18 protein-coding genes are annotated in these 17875 nt (G+C 74.2%); 10 read left to right on the forward strand and 8 right to left on the reverse strand.

Translation table 11 applies throughout. From position 1 onward, the window contains the following. Nucleotides 1-40 precede the first annotated feature (40 nt). The 3 genes from ACU616_RS19585 to ACU616_RS19595 all read left to right on the forward strand — a co-directional run bounded on the left by ACU616_RS19585 (nt 41) and on the right by ACU616_RS19595 (nt 3960). Nucleotides 41-1639 carry an FAD-binding oxidoreductase gene (locus ACU616_RS19585; protein ID WP_446760085.1) on the forward strand — a complete coding sequence of 533 codons (1599 nt, stop codon included), beginning with the start codon at nt 41-43 and terminating at the stop codon, nt 1637-1639. 44 nt (nt 1640-1683) lie between these two features. Next, a complete protein-coding gene (locus ACU616_RS19590; RefSeq protein ID WP_446760086.1) occupies nt 1684-2790 on the forward strand; it encodes an LLM class flavin-dependent oxidoreductase in 1107 nt (368 codons plus the stop codon). Between the two features lie 528 nt (nt 2791-3318). Next, nucleotides 3319-3960 carry an NAD(P)-dependent oxidoreductase gene (locus ACU616_RS19595; protein WP_446760087.1) on the forward strand — a complete coding sequence of 214 codons (642 nt, stop codon included), beginning with the start codon at nt 3319-3321 and terminating at the stop codon, nt 3958-3960. On the opposite strand, the gene ACU616_RS19600 is transcribed toward ACU616_RS19595, so the two are convergent. Beyond that, entirely contained in the window at nt 3944-4246 is a 303-nt protein-coding gene (locus tag ACU616_RS19600; RefSeq protein WP_446760088.1) for a mycothiol transferase, read from the reverse strand. The two genes, ACU616_RS19595 and ACU616_RS19600, sit on opposite strands and share 17 nt — an antisense overlap. 161 nt (nt 4247-4407) lie before the next feature. Here ACU616_RS19600 and ACU616_RS19605 point away from each other — a divergent pair, with 161 nt between their 5' ends. Continuing rightward, nucleotides 4408-4590 (forward strand): hypothetical protein, encoded by a 183-nt coding sequence (locus tag ACU616_RS19605; protein ID WP_446760089.1) that lies wholly within the window; start codon nt 4408-4410, stop codon nt 4588-4590. Between the two features lie 37 nt (nt 4591-4627). On the opposite strand, the gene ACU616_RS19610 is transcribed toward ACU616_RS19605, so the two are convergent. Beyond that, nucleotides 4628-4768: a Zn-dependent oxidoreductase gene (locus tag ACU616_RS19610; RefSeq protein WP_446760090.1), complete on the reverse strand. Its 141-nt coding sequence runs from the start codon at nt 4766-4768 to the stop codon at nt 4628-4630. Nucleotides 4769-4903: 135 nt separating this feature from the next. Next, nucleotides 4904-6307, reverse strand: a complete 1404-nt coding sequence (locus ACU616_RS19615) for a glucose-6-phosphate dehydrogenase (RefSeq protein ID WP_446760091.1) — start codon at nt 6305-6307, stop codon at nt 4904-4906. Nucleotides 6308-6567: 260 nt separating this feature from the next. On the opposite strand from ACU616_RS19615, the gene ACU616_RS19620 reads away from it, so the two are divergent. The 3 genes from ACU616_RS19620 to ACU616_RS19630 all read left to right on the forward strand — a co-directional run bounded on the left by ACU616_RS19620 (nt 6568) and on the right by ACU616_RS19630 (nt 9379). Next, nucleotides 6568-7398 (forward strand): oxidoreductase, encoded by an 831-nt coding sequence (locus ACU616_RS19620; protein WP_446760092.1) that lies wholly within the window; start codon nt 6568-6570, stop codon nt 7396-7398. A 252-nt stretch (nt 7399-7650) separates the two neighbouring features. Further along, entirely contained in the window at nt 7651-8169 is a 519-nt protein-coding gene (locus tag ACU616_RS19625; protein WP_446760093.1) for a hemerythrin domain-containing protein, read from the forward strand. Nucleotides 8170-8488: 319 nt separating this feature from the next. After that, complete coding sequence (locus ACU616_RS19630; protein ID WP_446760094.1) at nt 8489-9379, forward strand: glycerophosphodiester phosphodiesterase; 891 nt, start codon at nt 8489-8491, stop codon at nt 9377-9379. Nucleotides 9380-9453: 74 nt separating this feature from the next. Here ACU616_RS19630 and ACU616_RS19635 read toward each other — a convergent pair whose 3' ends face one another. From ACU616_RS19635 to ACU616_RS19655, 5 genes are all read right to left on the reverse strand, one after another. Next, on the reverse strand, nt 9454-9951 hold the full coding sequence (locus ACU616_RS19635; protein ID WP_446760095.1) for a hypothetical protein: 498 nt from the start codon (nt 9949-9951) through the stop codon (nt 9454-9456). A gap of 58 nt (nt 9952-10009) precedes the next feature. Continuing rightward, a complete protein-coding gene (locus tag ACU616_RS19640) occupies nt 10010-10927 on the reverse strand; it encodes a hypothetical protein (protein WP_446760096.1) in 918 nt (305 codons plus the stop codon). A 261-nt stretch (nt 10928-11188) separates the two neighbouring features. Then, nucleotides 11189-13420 (reverse strand): catalase/peroxidase HPI, encoded by a 2232-nt coding sequence (gene katG, locus ACU616_RS19645; RefSeq protein ID WP_446760097.1) that lies wholly within the window; start codon nt 13418-13420, stop codon nt 11189-11191. After that, a complete protein-coding gene (locus tag ACU616_RS19650; protein WP_446760098.1) occupies nt 13417-13890 on the reverse strand; it encodes a Fur family transcriptional regulator in 474 nt (157 codons plus the stop codon). The genes katG and ACU616_RS19650 overlap by 4 nt, the downstream gene beginning before the upstream one ends. Nucleotides 13891-14035: 145 nt before the next feature. Beyond that, nucleotides 14036-15676, reverse strand: a complete 1641-nt coding sequence (locus ACU616_RS19655) for an amidohydrolase (RefSeq protein ID WP_446760099.1) — start codon at nt 15674-15676, stop codon at nt 14036-14038. 220 nt (nt 15677-15896) lie between these two features. Between ACU616_RS19655 and ACU616_RS19660 the strand changes: the two genes are divergently transcribed. The 3 genes from ACU616_RS19660 (at nt 15897) to ACU616_RS19670 (ending at nt 17873) form a co-directional block, all read left to right on the forward strand. After that, nucleotides 15897-16094 carry a hypothetical protein gene (locus tag ACU616_RS19660; protein WP_446760100.1) on the forward strand — a complete coding sequence of 66 codons (198 nt, stop codon included), beginning with the start codon at nt 15897-15899 and terminating at the stop codon, nt 16092-16094. Nucleotides 16095-16200: 106 nt separating this feature from the next. Further along, a complete protein-coding gene (locus tag ACU616_RS19665; RefSeq protein WP_446760101.1) occupies nt 16201-16806 on the forward strand; it encodes an FAD-dependent oxidoreductase in 606 nt (201 codons plus the stop codon). Further along, nucleotides 16695-17873 (forward strand): 3-deoxy-7-phosphoheptulonate synthase, encoded by a 1179-nt coding sequence (locus ACU616_RS19670; RefSeq protein ID WP_446761503.1) that lies wholly within the window; start codon nt 16695-16697, stop codon nt 17871-17873. Before ACU616_RS19665 ends, ACU616_RS19670 begins: the two co-directional genes overlap by 112 nt. Nucleotides 17874-17875: the final 2 nt, after the last annotated feature.

A 17875-nucleotide genomic window follows, 5' to 3' on the forward strand; every position in this document is an offset into this window, starting at 1 on the left:
CCACCGCCGTCCGTCCCGCCCAGACCAGGAGCGACCCCACGTGACCACCAGCACGCCACCTGCCGTACCGGAAGCGGTGCTCGCGCCAGCACTGGACCGGCTCGTCGCGGCCCTCGGGACGGACGCCGTCCTCACCGACGAGGAGCAGCTGAAGGAGTTCCGCGATCCGTTCACCTTCGCCGAGTGGGCGGACCACCGCGGAGCGGCGGTGGTGATGCCGGAGACGGTGGAGCAGGTGCAGGAGGTGGTGCGGATCGCCAACGAGTTCGGGGTGCCGCTCTGGACGTCCTCGCAGGGCCGCAACAACGCCTACGGCGGGGCGGCCCCCCGGTTGAGCGGATCGATCCAGGTGAGCCTGCGGCGGATGAACAGGATCCTGGAGGTGGACGAGGAGCTCGGCTACGCGGTCGTCGAGCCGGGCGTCAGCTTCTTCGAGCTGTACGAGCACTTCCGGGCGAACGGCCACCGGCTCTGGCCGCAGCTGCCCGACCTGAGCTGGGGGAGCGTGGTCGGCAACACGCTGGACCACGGTGTGGGCACCGGGCGGCCGGGTCAGCACCCCGATCGGGCGTGTGGCATGGAGGTGGTCCTGGGCAACGGGGAGGTGCTGCGCACCGGCATGGGTGCGCTCCCGGGCGCGGAGACCTGGCACACTTACCAGCGGGGATTCGGTCCGGCTCTCGACCCGCTCTTCATGCAGTCGAACTTCGGCATCGTCACCAAGATGGGTGTCTGGTGCATGCCCGAGCCCGAGGTCTACCAGCTCTGCCTGGTCACCACGGAGCGCCAGGACGCCGTTCCCGAGCTCGTCGACACGATCCGGCCGTTCGTCCTCGACGGCACCATCCCCTCCGGGCTGGCCATCACCCGGGCCACCGACTCGAGCAAGCTGGTCGAGCTCCGCGATGCGGTGTTCAGCGGCCAGGGGCCCTCCCGGGAGCAGGTCGCGGAGAGCCTGAAGACCCGTAGCCGGAGTGCCCCGTGGATGCTGCGCTTCCCCCTCTACGGTTCGGCCGACGTGGTCGCGGCCCAGTGGGCACAGATCCAGCAGGCGTTCGCCGGGGTGGAGGCGGCCGTCTGCACCGCCCGGACCTTCGCCGGTGACCGGGTGCACGAGGAGACCCGCAACCACGCCGAGATGTGCGCGGCCGGCGTGCCCAACAACCACCTCTGGGCGCTCGTGGAGCTCTGGGAGGGCGTGGGGGGCCACATCGACTTCTCCCCGGTCCTGCCCCTGAAGGGCGCGGACGCGGCGCGGGTGATGTCGATCCTGCGGCCCGTCATCGAGGACGCCGGGCTGGTCTACAGCCCGACCTTCAGCATCATCGGCCGCACGATGTTCCACGTCGTCCCGACGTTCTTCGACACCTCGAACGAGGCCCAGACCCGGGCCGCGTTCGAGCAGATGTACCCGCAGGCGATCGCCGCCTGCGCCGAGGCCGGCTACGGGCTGTACCGCACGCACGTCCACTTCATGGACGAGGTCATGGACACCTACTCGTTCAACGACCACGTGCTCCGGCGCTTCCTGGAGACGATCAAGGACGGGGTGGACCCCAACGGCGTCCTCTCGCCGGGCAAGTCGGGCATCTGGCCGCGGTCGCTCCGGCCGGACCGGCGCCCCGGCGCCCACGCCTGACTCCTCCCGGGCCGACCTGGCCACCTGACAGAAGGGTTCGACGCATGTCCGCAGCACAGGGCGGCGCCCCTGCCACCGGCGACCTGGAGTTCGGTCTCTTCGACTGGATCGACGTCGCTCCGGGAGTGCCGGCAGCCGAGGTCTACGACGGGCGGTTGCGCTTGCTCGGCGAGGCCGACGAGGGCGAGTTCGCCGTCTACCACCTGGCCGAGCACCACGGCACGCCACTGGGCCTGGCACCCTCCCCGGGGGTCTTCGTGGCTGCCGCGGCCCGGGAGACGACACGCATCCGGCTGGCCCCCACGACCTTCATCCTCCCGCTGTACGACCCGCTGCGCCTGACGCAGGAGATCGCCATGCTCGACCAGCTCAGCCACGGCCGGCTGGAGATCGGGGTGGGCAAGGGCTCCTCGCCCCAGGAGGCGGCGATGTACGGGCTGACGCCGCCGGAGACCGCCGAGCGGTTCGAGCAACTGATGCCGGCGATCCTGGAGGCCCTGGAGACAGGCGTCTTCCGCCGGCCCGGCGCCGACGGGATCGCCGCGGAGCCCGTGCCGTTGCACGTGCCGGCGTACCAGCGGCCGCACCCCCCGCTGTGGTACCCGTCATCCAACCCGGCCTCGATCCCCCGGCTGGGGGAGCAGGGGTACAACGTGCTGTTCGGGTTCGGCTTCGTCTCGCCGCCGTTGGACGTGGTGCGCGAGCAGAGCAAGATCTTCTTCGAGCGGTTCCGGGCGTCCACCGAGCAGGGCACGGCGCGCTTCGCCCTCCCCGGCGTCACCCCGCGGTTCGGGTTGATGCGGCACGTCCTCGTCGCAGCCACCGACGAGGAAGCGCAGGCGCTGGCCTGGCCGGCGTTCGCCGACCACTACGACAGCTTCGCCCACCTCTGGCGCAAGGCCGGCGCCGAGCGGTTCTCCGGTTCGCTGGACTTCGACGAGCTGCTCGCGGAGGGCAAGGTCTACGTCGGGTCCCCGCGAACGGTCGCCGACCTGGTCACGGAGGCCGTCACGGCAGGCGAGGTGAACTACCTGGCCGGCTCGTTCGCGTGGGGCTCGCTGTCGAACGACGCCTCCTTGCGGTCCCTGCAGCTGTTCCGGGACGAGGTCATCCCCGCCGTCCGCCGGGGCACGTCCGCACCGGTCGGCTGACGGGCGTTCCCCCGGCCTGCGCAGCGCGCATGGTCGGAGGCCCGTTCGCTGACGTCCGAGCGGCTGACGTGCCTGGACCCCACGGTCGGGGATCGAGCACATCACCTGACCCGGGCATCGGGGAGTCGGCGAAGGTCATCGTGGCGGCGTGGACGGCGGGCGGTTGCCGGCCCCGACGCGTGGTCCATCGGCCAGGGGGAGCGCGGGAGTCGCCGTCAGGAGGGCGTCGCGTCGACGTACGCGCACACGTACCCGTCGAGGTCGCCGCTGGGCGTCGGGCACCCGTGAGAACCCGCTCGTGGCCGGTCCGCTCCGACTCGTCGAGGCGCGACCAGTGCGCGGGCAGGACCAGTGGTGATCGTGATGGCCGGGCGCGAGGCTGCCGTGGGTGGCGAGTCGGTGTCGTCTCTCCAACCCATGGTCATCGACTGGTCCTGTGGCCACCCGAGGGGTCGAGGACTCCCCGCTCGCACAGGTCGACGACGTCGAGACCGGAACAGCGGTCTCCAGGGATCGGTTCGTACACACATGGCCAAGATCGTGATCTTCGGGGGCACCGGCTACGCCGGTGGTTCCATCGCACGCGAGGCCGTGACGCGTGGCCACCAGGTGACGTCCTACTCCCGGCACCTGCCCTCGGCGCCCGTCGACGGTGTCACCTACCGGACGGGCTCGCTGGCGGATCCCTCCCTCGTCGCCGAGGCGAGCCGCGGCGTCGACGAGATCGTGGTCGCCACGCGCGGCGCCGACGTCGATGGCAGGACGTTGGTCGAGCTGGTGCCCAGCCTCATCGATGCCGCTCTCGACAGCGGCGCTCGCCTGTCGTTCGTGGGCGGGGTGGGCTCCTCGCTGCTGCCCGACGGCACCCGCCTCGTCGACACCCCCGACTTCCACGACGAGTGGAAGGGCGAGGCGTTGGCCCACGCCGAGGTGCTCGAGGCGATGCGCACCGCACCCGAGGCGCTGACGTGGTTCTACGTCAGCCCCGCCGCTCTGTTCGGCTCGTGGACGGACTTCCCGACGACCGGGGCCTACCGCACTGGTGGGGACCACCTCGTCGTGCAGGGCGACGGCACCTCGCAGATCTCCGGCACCGACTTCGCCATGGCCTACGTCGACGAGATCGAGCAGTCGAAGCACCCCCGGCAGCGGTTCACCGTCGGTCACTGAGGGTCCGCCTCACAGCCGGGGACCGGGGCTGGTCCAGCTGGCGTCGGCTCGGCCGGCGGCCCCGGCGCAGCGCCTCCGCCCCGCCTCCGGCGAACCGCACCCATCCGGCCTCCGTGGCCGCCACGTGCTCGATCAGCCCGGCCAGATCGAGCGCGCCGGTGGTCGGCCGCCGCACCGCCTGCTCGTCGGTGAGGTCGCGGGCGGTGAACCGCAGGAGGGACCGGTGTCGCCGCAGCGACTCGAGCAGGTCGGCCCGCTCTCGGGTGAGGGTGGTCGAGCCGGTCACGGGATCCCCTTCCGTCGTCCTCCGGTGGGTCGGTGCCGACGCTGGGGGGAGGAAGTGGCAGACGGAACGGATCGACGTCCGCCGATGACCTCGGCGCAGCAGGACCGTCACACCTGCGTCCTAGCGTGCAGCTCACAGGCACCGATCACCCGGAGGTCGTCATGAGCCCGACCGTCACCAGCACCGACCAGCTCGACCTCGACATCTCGGTCGCCTACATCGCGCTCGGCGTCGCCCGCAGCTCGTGGAACCGGTGCCCGAGCGCGCAGAACGCCTCCGCCGTCGACGAGGCGGAGGGCTGCGTGAACCGCCTTCTCGAGGAGCGGTTCGCCGTTCGGCAGTGACCGTCCGCGAGGGGCGGCTCGGGAGCCGTCGCTCGCCTCAGGACAGGAGGTGGTGGGTGTCGGCGACGTCGACCCCGGCCGCGGAGACCTCGTGGAGCTGCTGGCCGTCGGCGGGGACGGGGTCGGGCAGGTCGACGACGTTCAGGACCTCGGGGCCGCCGGAGCGGGTGATCTGCACGGCTCGCCTGCGCCCGAGGCTGGGGCTCCACCGGCACACGACGGCTCCAGGGGCCGACGGCGGACGGCGCACGGGGCAGTTCCGTGCGGGCAGGCCCCCCGGGACCCGAGGGTGCCGCTCGCCTCGGAATCCTCGTCACCGCCTCGAGCCGGCGGTTCCCTCGAACAGGGGAGGACCGGCCGCGCCGGCGGGGTACTCCAGCATCGGCACGGCGTCCTGCGCCCACGCCTGCAACACGGGATCGACGATCCGCCAGGCCTGCTCGGCCTCCTCGCCGCTCACCGAGAGTCGGCCACCGCCGGACAGGAGGTCGGTCAGGACCTCGCCGTACGCGGTCCGCTCGCCCGGGGCCGCCACCTGCGCCCCGGGCTGCCGGCCCTCCTCCGGCGCGTCCAGCTCGATCCACAACCGGTCGGCCGCCACCCGTTCGGCGTCGCGCGGGTTGCACGCCGGCGCGGCGGTCCGGAAGTGGAGGGCGACTCCCTTGCGCGGCGTTCCGAGCGCCTTCCCGGTGCGCAGCACGAACCGGGTGCCGGTCCACCGAGGGGTGTCCAGCTCCAGGAGCACCTCGGCGTAGGTCTCGGTGCCGCGAGCAGGGTCGACGCCGTCCTCGTCGGTGTACCCGGGCACGGTCCGGCCGGCGGTGGCGCCCGTCGCGCTCAGCGTCCCGGCGGTGTAGCGCGCCCGTCGGGTCCGGACGGGGACCTCCGCGGCGGAGGGCACGCGGACCGACCTCAGCAGCTCCAGCTTGGCCGCGTGCAGGTCGCCCTCGGTCTGCCGAGCCGGCAGCTCCATCGCGACGAGGGTCAGGACCTGGAGCACGTGGTTCTGCATCACGTCCCTGACGGCACCGGTGCGGTCGTAGAAGTCCGCTCGGCCCTCGAGCCCCAGCGTCTCCTCCCACAGCACGTCGACCTCCGCGATGGAGTCACCGTCCCAGACGGGTGCCAGCTCGCGGCCGGGCGCGCGCAGGTCCAGCAGCGCCTGCACCCTGGGCATCCCGAGGAAGTGGTCGACGCGGAACGCAGCCTCCTCGATGCCGCCGGTCACGCGGGTGAGCAGGTCGTTCAGTGCCACTGCGCTCGCCAGATCGGTACCGAACGGCTTCTCCACCGCGATGCGGCTGCGGGCCGGCAGGTCCGCGTCGCCGAGCGCCCCCAGCATCGCGGGGAACAGCGCCGGGGGCAGGGCCAGGTAGACGGCCACCGCCGCGCGGTCAGCGGCATCGCCGCCGTCGCCGTCGTCGAAGGCCCGCGCCGCGGCGGCGACGGTACCGGCCGCTCCGGGGTCGACCGCCCGGTACCGCAAGCGACCGACCAGCGCGTCCCGTACCGCGGTCGGGACGTCCCCGGCGTGCTCGCGCAACCGGGTGGCCACGTGCGACCGGAAGGTCCGGTCGTCCCAGTCCTGCAGGGCGCCCCCCACGACCTGCAGGCCGTCGGGCATCCGGCCGTCGGCCGAGAGCCGGGCGAGCGCGGGCAGCAGGAACCGCCCGGCGAGGTCGCCCGTGGCGCCGAGCAGGAGCAGCCGGTCGATCACCGGTCCTCCCGGAGGAGGATGACGCCCGGGGGTCGGCTGCCTCCGGGCCACGGGTCCGGTCGCGGGGGCGGGGCTGTGATCATGGCAGGACCATCCTCCCCGAACCCCGCGACCGGCGCGTCGTGGACCGCCCGTCAGCGGCTGCCCCGTGTGGTTGGGACCGTCCTCGGCTGGGGAACCTGCCTGCGGACCCGGGAGCGGTCGCGGTCGACGTCCAGGCCCCGGCAGCCCGGACAGGACCACCCTCGGAGAGGAACAGCATGTCCACCTGGCTCATCACCGGCTGCTCGAGCGGGCTCGGTCGAGCCCTGGCCGAGGCAGTCATCGGGGCCGGCCACCACGCCGTGGTCACCGCGCGCGACGAGGGCACGGTCGCCGACCTCGTGGAGCTGGCTCCGGATCGCGTGCTGGGCGCGGCGTTGGACGTCACCGACCCGGCGCGAGCGGCCGCTGTCTCTCACCAGGCCGAGGACCGCTTCGGCGCCGTCGACGTCCTGGTCAACAACGCCGGGTACGGGTACCGCGCCGCGGTCGAAGAGGGTGAGGACGCCGACGTCCGTACGTTGTTCGAGACCCACTTCTTCGGGTCGGTGACCATGATCAAGGCGGTGCTGCCCGGGATGCGCACGCGTCGCGCGGGCGCGATCGTCAACGTCTCCTCGATCGGGGCCCACATCACGCCGCCGGGATCGGGCTACTACGCGGCGGTGAAGGCGGCGCTCGAGGGGATGTCCGGGTCCCTGCGCGACGAGCTGCGGCCGCTGGGCATCTCGGTGACGGTCGTGGCGCCCGGCGGGTTCCGCACGGACTTCTCGGGTCGCTCGCTGACCCAGTCCAGGACCGTGATCGACGACTATGCCGAGACGGCGGGCAAGCGACGCAAGGAGCACGACACGGCGCACGGAACCCAGCCGGGCGACCCGGCGCGCGCCGGCCGGGCCATCCTCACCGCCGTGGAGTCCGCCGCGCCACCCGCGATGCTGCTGCTGGGCAGCGACGCCCTGACCAGCTACCGGCGGGTGCTCCGCACGGCCCTCGCCGAGGCCGACGAGTGGGAGGAGCTGAGCGTCAGCACCGACTTCCAGGAGTGATCCCCAGCGCGAGGCGGGTGACCGTCGGTCGGCGGCCCTGCAGGTCGGCCGGTCGCACCGGCGGTCCGGCTACCGAGGGCCGCGGGCGGGCCTCGTGGCAGTGGGCCGCACCAGCTCCGCTCCGTCGTCGAGCAGGAGCCGCGCCGTACCGGTCACCGTCCACCTGCCGCGCGCCGTCGCCGTCGAGTGGTCGAGCGCCGGGCCGCCTGCTCCCTCCGCCTACCTCCCCCTCGGTACGGGTAGGCGGTCTGCGTGTCCGACTTCGAGATCACCGCCCTGGTCCTGGCCGAGCACGAGGTCTTCCGGCGGGAGTTCTCAGCGCTCGAGGACCTGTCCGGTCGAGAGCTCGCCGCCGCGTGGGAGGCCCTGCACGCCAAGCTGGAGGTGCACGCCGTCGCCGAGGAGCAGCTGTTCTACCCGCTGCTCGCCCAGGAGGCCGACGGCGAGCAGGAGACGGCGGAGGGCGTGCACGACCACAACGAGATCCGGCACGCCGCGGCCGCCGTCGAGGAGCACGAGGTCGGCAGCGAGGACTGGTGGGAGGCGGTGCACACCGTGCGGCAGGTCAACGCCGACCACATGAGCGAGGAGGAGACGGACTTCTTCCCTCCGTTCACGGAGGCCGTCGACGACGAGCAGCGCGAGGCCCTCGGGATGCGCTGGCTGGCCTTCCACGACGAGCACGAGCGGGCCGACGGGCTCTCCGGTGGGGACGCGGAGGTGGCCGAGGTGGTCGCGACCGAGGTCCCGGAGGGCGACCCGTCCCTCTGAGCACGCCGGGCCGCGCTGCGTCTCCGACGCGTGCCGTCGCGGGTCGGCGAGACACGGGACTGCGGAGGGGCGCGGCTGGCAGGTCGGTCGGTCGACAGCCGGCAGTGGTCCTCGCCGTCCCGGTCGGCTCCGCGGCGTTCGGGCTCCCGGGTCCGTGCCGCACGACCGCTGCGCGTGTCGCCCGGCGGAGGCGGGTAGGAGGCGAGGCCAGCGGCGGCGGGACGGATCCTGCGGCCGGACGACAGCGACCCGGTCCTCGGACCGTTCGAGGAGATCGCGTGTCCCGTACCGGGACCGGTACGGCCGCGGCGAGGACGTCGTGAACCTGCCGCCGCGCGCACCGTCCGAGATCGAGGTCGTGGCGCACCGCGGGGTCTCGGCGGAGGCCCCCGAGCACACCCTCGCCGCCTACCAGCAGGCGCTGGCCCTCGGGGCGGACGCCGTGGAGTGCGACGTCCGGATGACCCGCGACGGCGTGCTGGTGTGCGTGCACGACCGCCGCATCAACCGGACGTCCACGGGCCGCGGTGTGGTGTCGGCGCTGGACCTCGCCGAGCTGGAGCGGCACCGCGTCGTCCACCGGCGACCCCGGGGTGCCGGGGTGCGGGGCCGCCCGTCACGTCCCGCGGTGACGGAGGACGACGTGGAGGCCGACGAGGACGCCGGACGGGTGCTCACCCTCGACCGGTTGCTGGACTACGTGACGGCCTCGCCCGGGCGCGTCCGGTTGGCGATCGAGACCAAGCACCCGACCCGCCACGCCGGGCAGGTCGAGGCGGCCCTGCTGACGAGTCTGCGGAGGTTCGGGCTGCTGTCCGGCGGACGTCCGCTGGAGTGGTCGGGGGGTCCGGCGGTCCGCGTCATGAGCTTCTCGCCCACGGCGCTGCGGCGGGTGCGGACCCTGGCGCCGGACCTCCCCACCGTGCACCTGGTCCGCCAGATGGTGCCGCGGTCACGGTCGCGGTCGCGACCCGCTCTCCCGGCCGGCACCGCCATCGGTCCGTCCCTGGCGATGCTGCGCCACGACCCGGGCCTCGTCCGACGATTGCACCGAGCCGGGCTGCAGGTCCACGTCTGGGTCGTCAACCACCCGCGCGACATGCACGTCGCGGTGTCCCTGGGGGTCGACGCGATCATCACGGACGAGGCCGCCGCGCTGATGCACCTCCTGGGACGGGGTGGACCGCGGCCCCTGCGGAGCACGGGCTGACTGTCACCGGCGCTGTCCGCCACGCCCCCGGCGTCGGAGGTCCTCGTGGCCCACGCCGGTGCCCGCGCGGCCGTTCAGGTGCCGCCCTCGGGAGCGGCCGGCTCGGGCCAGCCGGCCACGGAGCCGATCCAGGCGAGTGCGAGCCAGGCGCCGGTGAGCGTGCCGGTGCCGGTGCCGTCGCTGACCTCGAGCCGCCACGGCGCACCGGCCTGCCGCGGCCGCCGGGAGCCGGTGCCCGGTACGGCCCGGACCACCTGCCACGACCCGACCGGCAGCGCCCGGGGCGGGCGTCCCGGCGGGACCGCCCAGACGCCCTCCCGTGAGGCCGCCACCGGCTCTCCCGGGGCGGAGGGCGGCCAGCGCAGCCGGACGACGCCGAGGTCGAGGTAGGCCGCCGGGTCCGCGGGCACCGTCCAGGTGGGGCGTCGGGCACCACCGGCAGCGTCCGCACCGAGGGTGACCACGGCGGAGACGGCGTGCAGCACGGCGCCCAGCACCCGGCCTGCGCGGGCCTCAGGCGCGGTGTCCTGCACGCGCCACCCGACCAGCCCGCGCAGCTCCGCCTCGCTCACCCGGCCAGCCTGCCGCAGTCCCGCCCGCGGCACCGGGTGGGCACGGCGCCGGCCGCGCTCAGGAGACCGGCAGCGCGACGAGCCGGGCGGCCAGCTCGGCGTTGCGCCGGAGGAACGCCCCCCACCCGGCGGGCGCCCGCGTCCCCGACGAGGCGCGGCTGCAGGCCTCCTGGTCCCAGCCGCGCACCCGGCCGCCCCGGATGCGCAGCCGCACGAGCACCTCGCCCGTCCAGCCGGTGACGTCACCGTCGGCCTGGCTCCCGGTCGTGGTGACCCGCTGCGGCGCGACCACCCACTCGAGCGCCTCGATCTCCTCCTGCAGGCGGGCGGCCGCCTCGTAGGCCTGCGACTCGGCCGCGGCGTCGCGCCGGGCGGCCAGCGCCGTCAGCGCGGCGGCGACCGCGCCCGGCTCGCGGTCGAGCACCGCGGTCAGTGCGGCGGCGAGCTGCGGGACCGGGGTGTCCCGGCCGCCCCGCGCCCGCGCCAGCTCGCGCTCGGCCGCACTCCGCTGCACGCCGGCGTGGGTGAGCGGGTACACGCGACCCAGCCCGGAGACGGCCGCGCGCACCCTGCGGCTGCCGAGGTAGGGGCCGAACAGGCGCACGTCCGGTGTCGGCCGGGCGTCGGAGACGACGTCGAGGCGCGGCGCGTCCGGCGAGCTGTCCAGCCGGATCCGGACGGGGACCTCCAGGCCGCCGGCGATCCGGTTCCACGGCGGCAGGGACCGCTCCAGCAGGTTCCGCTCGGCCCATGCGGCCTCGTGCACGGAGTCGCACTCGAGCGCCTCGATCCGGGCCACCCGGCCCACCATCCGCCGCAGGTGGCGGCGGTCGCGCAGGTCGCCCCAGTAGGAGCCGACGCGCGAGCGCAGGTCCGTCGCCCGGCCGACGTAGAGCACGCGCCCGCCGCCGTCCCGGAAGCGGTAGACGCCCGGGGCGGCCGGCAGCGCGGCGACGGCGTCCGGTCGTGCCGGCACGCGCCCATGGTGCGCACGCGCCTGCCCCGCGTGGCGGCGCCACGCCCCACCCGCCCCGGGCGTCACACGCGCCCCGTCAGGGGTCACCGGGGGCCACGCCGGCACCTCCGTCGTGCTGCCCGACCCGGGCCGCGCGCAGCTGCACGACGACGTCGTCGCCGTCCCGGTCGTGCGCACGACGCTGCGCTCCTGAGGACGTGCCCGGACGCGCGGAGGCCCCGGTCCGCGTGGTGCGGGCCGGGGCCTCCGGACGGGCGGCGCCTACCGCAGGTCGAAGCGGTCGAGCTCCATCACCTTCACCCAGGCGGCGACGAAGTCACGCACGAACTTCTCCCCGGCGTCGTCGGAGGAGTACACCTCGACGATGCCGCGCAGGATGGAGTTCGAGTTGAACACCAGGTCGACCGCGGTCGCCGTGCGCACGACCGTTCCACCGGCGTCGACGCCTTCGTAGACACCCTCGGTCTCGACCGAGCTGCGCCAGGAGGTGCTCAGGTCCAGCAGGTTGCGGAAGAAGTCCTGCGACAGCACGCCGGGCCGGTCGGTGAAGACCCCGTGCTGCACGCCGCCGGTGTTGGCGCCGAGGACCCGCAAGCCGCCGACCAGGACCGTCATCTCCCGGGCGGTCAGCTCGAGCACGTAGGCGCGGTCGACCAGCAGCGTCTCGGGCTCCAGCTTGCTGCCCGGCGCGATCCAGTTGCGGAAGCCGTCGGCGCGCGGCTCGAGCCAGCGGAAGTTGTCGACGTCGGTCTGCTCCTGCGTGGCGTCGGTGCGCCCGGGGGAGAACGGCACGGTCACCGGCACGCCGGCGTCGGCCGCCGCCTTCTCCACCGCGGCGGAGCCGCCGAGGACGATCAGGTCGGCGAGGCTGATCCTCCGGCCGGTCTGCGACTGGAACTCGTCCCTGACCCGCTCGAGGACCGGCAGCACGTCCGCGACGCCGGCGTTGGCCGCCCAGCCGATCTGCGGCTCCAGGCGCAGCCGCGCGCCGTTGGCGCCGCCGCGCTTGTCCGTGCCGCGGTAGGACGCGGCCGACGACCACGCGGTGTGCACCAGCTGGGAGACGCTCAGCCCGGAGGCGAGCAGGCGGCCCTTGAGGTCGGCGACCTCGGCGTCGCCGACCAGCTCGTGGTCGACGGCCGGGACCGGGTCCTGCCAGACGAGCTCCTCGGCAGGGACGTCGGGGCCGAGGTAGCGGCTCCTCGGCCCCATGTCGCGGTGCAGGAGCTTGAACCAGGCGCGGGCGTACTGGTCGGCGAAGTACTCCGGGTCGTTGTAGAACCGCTCCGAGATCGCCCGGAACTCGGGGTCCTGGATCAGCGCGAGGTCGGTCGTCGCCATCATCGGCGGGTTCTTCTTGCCCTCGACGTGCGCGTCGGGCACCAGCTCCTGCGCCTCGGGGTCCGTCGGGTGCCACTGCTTGGCGCCGGCGGGGCTCTCGCCCAGCTCCCACTCGTAGCGGAAGAGCATCTCGAAGTAGGTGTTGTCCCACGTGGTCGGCGTCGGGGTCCAGGCGCCCTCGAGGCCGCTGGTGATCGTGTCAGGGCCCTTGCCGGTGCCGTGCTGGCTGATCCAGCCCAGGCCGTTGCCGTGCACCGGGCAGCCCTCGGGCTCCGGGCCGACGAGCTCGGGGTTGCCGGCGCCGTGGGTCTTGCCGAACGTGTGGCCGCCGGCGATGAGCGCGACGGTCTCCTCGTCGGTCATCCCCATCCGGCCGAAGGTCACGCGGATGTCGTGGGCGGAGGCGACCGGGTCGGGCCGGCCCTGCGGGCCTTCCGGGTTGACGTAGATCAGGCCCATGGTGACCGCGGCGAGGTGGCCCTCGTCGAGGTCGAGCGGGGTGTCGCCGGCGTAGCGCTCGTCGCCGAGCCAGGTGTCCTCGGGGCCCCAGAAGATCTCCGGGGGCTGCCACGTGTCCTCGCGGCCGAAGGCGAACCCGAAGGTCTTCAGGCCCATGTCGTCGTGCGCCACGTTGCCGGCGAGCAGCAGCAGGTCGGCCCAGGAGAGCTTGCGGCCGTACTTCTGCTTGATCGGCAGCAGCAGGCGTCGGGCCTTGTCGAGGTTGGCGTTGTCCGGCCAGCTGTTGAGGGGAGCGAAGCGCTGGGCGCCGGTGTGGCCGCTGCCGCGGCCGTCAGCGATGCGGTAGGTGCCGGCTGCATGCCACGACATGCGGATGAACAGCGGGCCGTAGTGGCCCCAGTCGGCCGGCCACCAGTCCTGCGAGGTGCGCATGACCTCGACGAGGTCGCGCTTGACCTGCTCGACGTCGAGCGAGGCGAACGCCTTCCTGTAGTCGAAGTCCTCGCCGAGCGGGTCGGAGTCCCGCGAGGGCTTGGTCAGCACCGCCAGGTCGACCTGGTTGGGCCACCAGTCACGGTTGCTGTGGGGCCGCTGGTCGGTGTGCGCGGTCGGCGAGGGGATCGCCGGGTTCTCGCTCTCGCTGGTGCTCGCGGTCGCGGCCTTGCCGGCCTCGGTCTTGTCGTTCTCGCTCACGGCGTGCCTCTCTCTGCTGGGGAACCGTGGGGGTCGGGGGAGGAGTCGGTGGCCGCCGCGCACGCGCGGCACCGGCCCCAGTAGATGACCTCGGCCTCGTCGACGTGGAAGTCCCCGTCGTCGGGGGGAGTGAGGCACGGTGCCCGTGCCGTGGCGCAGTCGACGTCGGCGATCACGCCGCAGGACCGACAGACCAGGTGGTGGTGGTTGTCGCCGACCCGCGCCTCGTAGCGCGCGAGGGAGCCCTGCGGCTGGATCCGCCGCACCAGGCCCCGGTCGGTGAGGACGCGCAGGACGTCGTACACCGCCTGGTGCGAGACCGTGCTCAGACGCGCTCGGGCGGCAGCGATCAGCACCTCGGTGTCCACGTGCGGGTGTGCGTGGACGGCGTCGAGCACCGCCATCCGCGGGCCGGTGACCCGCAGGCCCGCCCTGCGCAGGGCGCGCTCGAGGTCTGCGGTGCCCGGCACGGCGCCATCGTCACGGTCTCCCTGGACCTGGTCAAGATCAGAGGTGTGGCGGACGGGGAGCCACGCCGGTGATCCGCACCGTCCAGGCGGAGGAGCCCTGGAGCGGCCGGCCCCGTCGCGGAGGCGACCCTGACGGGCGTCGACCTCAACGGGCCGAGTGGACGAGGCGGCCACCGACCCACGTCGACCGGACGGGGATGTCGACGATCTCGCCGGCCGGCGCCTGGAACGGGTCGCGGCCGAGCTCGACGAAGTCCGCGAGCATGCCCGGGGCCAGGGTGCCCTTTGCGCGCTCCTCGCCCGCGGCGTAGGCGGCCCCGGTCGTGTACAGGTCGAACGCCTCCCGCACGGAGATCCGCTGGCTCGGCCCGATGGGGGTCCCGTCCAGCGCGCGCCGCTCGGCGCAGCTGGTGATCGCGGCCAGCGGCTCGTACGGCCCGCACGGGTAGTCGCTGGACCCGGCGACGGGGATGCCGGCGTCGAGCAGCGTCCGGTGGGCGAACATGCGCTCGAGCCTCTCCCGCCCGTAGTAGCCGACCAGCTTGTCGCCGTGGAACCGGGCGTAGGAACCGAACGGGACGACGACGAGCCCGAGCGCGCGGATCCGGCCGACGATGTCGGCGTCGACCAGCGAGCAGTGCTCGATGCGGTGCCGCCGGGGCGGCGCCCCGAGCGCCCGGGCCCGCTCGTGGGCGTCGAGCAGCTTGCGGATGGCGCGGTCGCCGTTGGCGTGCACGGCCAGGACGACGCCGTCGCCGGTCACCCGCTCGACCAGGTCGCGGAGGTCGGCGTCGTCCATGGTCTGCATGCCGTGGTCGTCGGTGCCCTCGAACGGCTCGTCGACCAGGCAGTTCCCGCCGGCGCAGGCGCCGTCGACGAACGCCTTGACCCCGAGCAGCCGCAGCCGCTCGTCCCCGAAGCCGCTGTGCAGGCCCAGCGCGGCGATGCGGTCGTAGTGCGGGAAGGCCACCAGCACCGCCACGCGCAGCGTCAGCTGCCCGCTGCGGGCGGCCTCGGCCAGCAGGGCGACGTCGTCGGGGCCGCACAGCGCGTCGACCATCGAGGTGATCCCGGCGGCGTGGAACAGCTGCTGGGCACGGGCGAGCCCGCGCAGCCGGGCGGCGGGCGTCGAGGGAGGGACGACCGTCCCGCCCCGCGCCAGCGACGGGTAGGAGACGTCGAACAGGGCCTGCTCGTACACGACGCCGGTGAGCTCCCCGGAGCCGCTGCGGCCCAGCGCGCCGCCCGGCGGGTCGGCGCTGGTGTCGCTGAGCCCCGCGGCCGCGAGCCCCGCGGAGTTGAGCACCCCCCAGTGCGCGGCCACGTGGGTCAGCAGCACCGGGGAGCCGGGGACGGCGCGGTCGAGGAACGCGCGGTCCACGACCCGGCCGCCGGTGGTCTTGGTGTGGTCGTAGCGCGAGCCGACGACCCACTGCCCCTCGCCGACGGCGGCGGCCTCCTCGCGCAGCAGCCGGACGAGCACGTCCTCGTCGGTGGCGACCTCGGGGGAGCAGTTGACGTGCAGCAGGTTCTCGGCGGTCATGCTCGGGTGGGCGTGCGCGTCGTTGAAGCCGGGGACGAGGACGCCGTCGACCTCGACCGTGCGGCCGGGGCGGAACCTCTCGCCCAGCTCACGGGCGTCGCCCACGGCCGCCACCCGGTCGTCGAGCAGCACCAGCGCCTCCACCGGCGGACCGGCGAGCGTGTGGACCCGGTCGGCGACGACGAGCGTCCAGGTTCCCGGGTCGGCGGCGCTGCGGAGGTGGTCGACGGGGGGCGCGTGCATGCCGGATCTCCCTGTGCGTCGTGGTCGCCCCGGACAGTGGCGATCGAGCAGTCGGGGACGAGGGTGAGGCCTACTACAGCCGGTGGGTGCCCGCGGGGTGCTCGGTCCCTGTCCTTCCCGCCCCGCCGGGCGGAGGATGGGGCGGTCGCCACGGGGCGGCCGACGCCCGCCCCACCCGAGCAGAGGGAGCCCCGGCGCGCCGACGCCCCAGGAGCCCACGGTGTTCCACCTCCGAGATCAGCAGATCAGCCGCGAGCACGTGGTCCGGCTGCTGCCCCTCATGCGACTCAGCCCAGCGCAGGAGCGCCGGCTGCTGGCCCTCCACTACCCGGTCGGCTACGCCACGGTCGCCGCCGCCTTCGAGTCCGTCGGCGTCGACCTGGACACCCTCGTCGACCGGATGGGCGGGAGCCCCTGACCCTGCACCCCGGTCGTGACCCAGCTCACGGTCGGGTTACGGTCGTCGGAGCTCCGACCTGGTTGGGCAGGGGGTCCGCACGGCGGCGACCCACGGGGCGCTGTGCGTGACCAGCACCCGGGTCACGGGGTTCCTCCGGGAGTCCGACCGGATCGCCTGGGTCCGGGTCCGCGACCTGGAGGGCGGCGGGGAGTACACCGTCCGGGCGCAGCAGGTGGTCAACGCCGCCGGGATCCGGACCGACGAGATCCAGGAGATGGTCGGCGGCCGCGGCCAGTTCCAGGTCCGCGCCTCCAAGGGGGTGCACCTCGTCGTCCCCCGGAACCGGATCAACAGCGCCACCGGGATCATCACGCGCACCGAGAAGAGCCTGCTGTTCGTCATCCCGTGGGGGGCAGCCACTGGATCACCGGGACCACCGACACCGACTGGGACCTCGACCTCGCCCCGACACCGGAGGGGGAGGCCCGGGCGGGCGGTCGCCGCCCGGGCGGCACACTGGGGGCCCGGCCGCGGCACGCGGCGACGACCGAGGAGGCACCCATCCCCGCGGAGCGGATCCTGGACGCGGCGACACGGGTCGCCGACCTGCTCGTGGACGTGCAGACCCGGGTCAACCGGCAGATCGACGACACGCTGGCCGACCTGCTGCCCGGCGTCCGCGAGCAGCTGGGCGTCCCCGCCGACGACGTGGACGTGTCCGGCCTGGTGAACACCCGGATCACCGGCCTGAGCGTCGTCGTCACCCCGGCGGCGGTGGCGACCGTCGTCCCGCTGCCGGCCGCCTCCGTCGCCACCACGGCCGCCGCCCGCCGGGCCGTGGCCGACATCGTGGGCCGGCGGGACGACCGGCTGGCCGTCATCGCCGGCCCCTGCTCGATCCACGACCCCGAGGCCGCGGTGGAGTACGCGGGCTTCCTCGCCCGGATGCGGGAGCGGCACGGCGACGACCTCGAGGTCCTCATGCGGACCTACACCGAGAAGCCGCGGACCGAGGTCGACTGGAAGGGCTTCGCCTACGACCCGTTCCTCGACGGGTCGAGCCGCATCAGCGTCGGGCTGGTCGCCACCCGCGTGCTGATGTGCCGCATCACGGCCATGGGCGTCCCGGTCGCGGCCGAGCCCCTGAACGCGCTGACGCCGCAGTACGTCAACGGGCTGGTCACCTACAACGGGGTCGGCGCGCGCAACGTCACCGACCAGACCGCCCGCGAGCGGGTGTCGGGCTTCTCCTCGGTCGTCGGGTTCAAGAACTCGCCGGAGGGCAGCGTCGACGCCGCGGTCTCCGCCGTGCTGACCGCGCGCGCCCCGCACGAGTTCCTCGGCGTCGACGCCCACGGGGTGTCCGCGCAGCTGTCGACGACCGGCAACGACACCGCGCACGTCATCCTGCGCGGCGCCGCCGACGGCCCCAACTACTCCGCGGCCCACGTCGCCGACACCCGGCGGCGGCTGGCCGCGCGCGGCCTGCCCGAGGTGCTCGTCGTCGACGCCTCGCACGGCAACAGCCGCAAGGACCACCGGCGCCAGGTCGAGGTCGTGCGCGACCTGGCCGGGCAGGTCGCCGGAGGCGAGCAGGCGATCCGCGGCGTCATGGTGGAGAGCAACCTCGTCGCCGGCCGGCAGGACCTCGACCAGCGGCACCCCGAGCGGCTGGCGTACGGGGTGAGCGTCACCGACGCGTGCGTCGACCCCGCGACGACCGAGGTGGTGCTGGCCGAGCTCGCCGAGGCCGTCCGGGCACGGCGCGGCGGCTCCCGCGCGGCCGCAGGAGGATGACG

The organism is Geodermatophilus sp. URMC 62 (genome assembly GCF_052931475.1).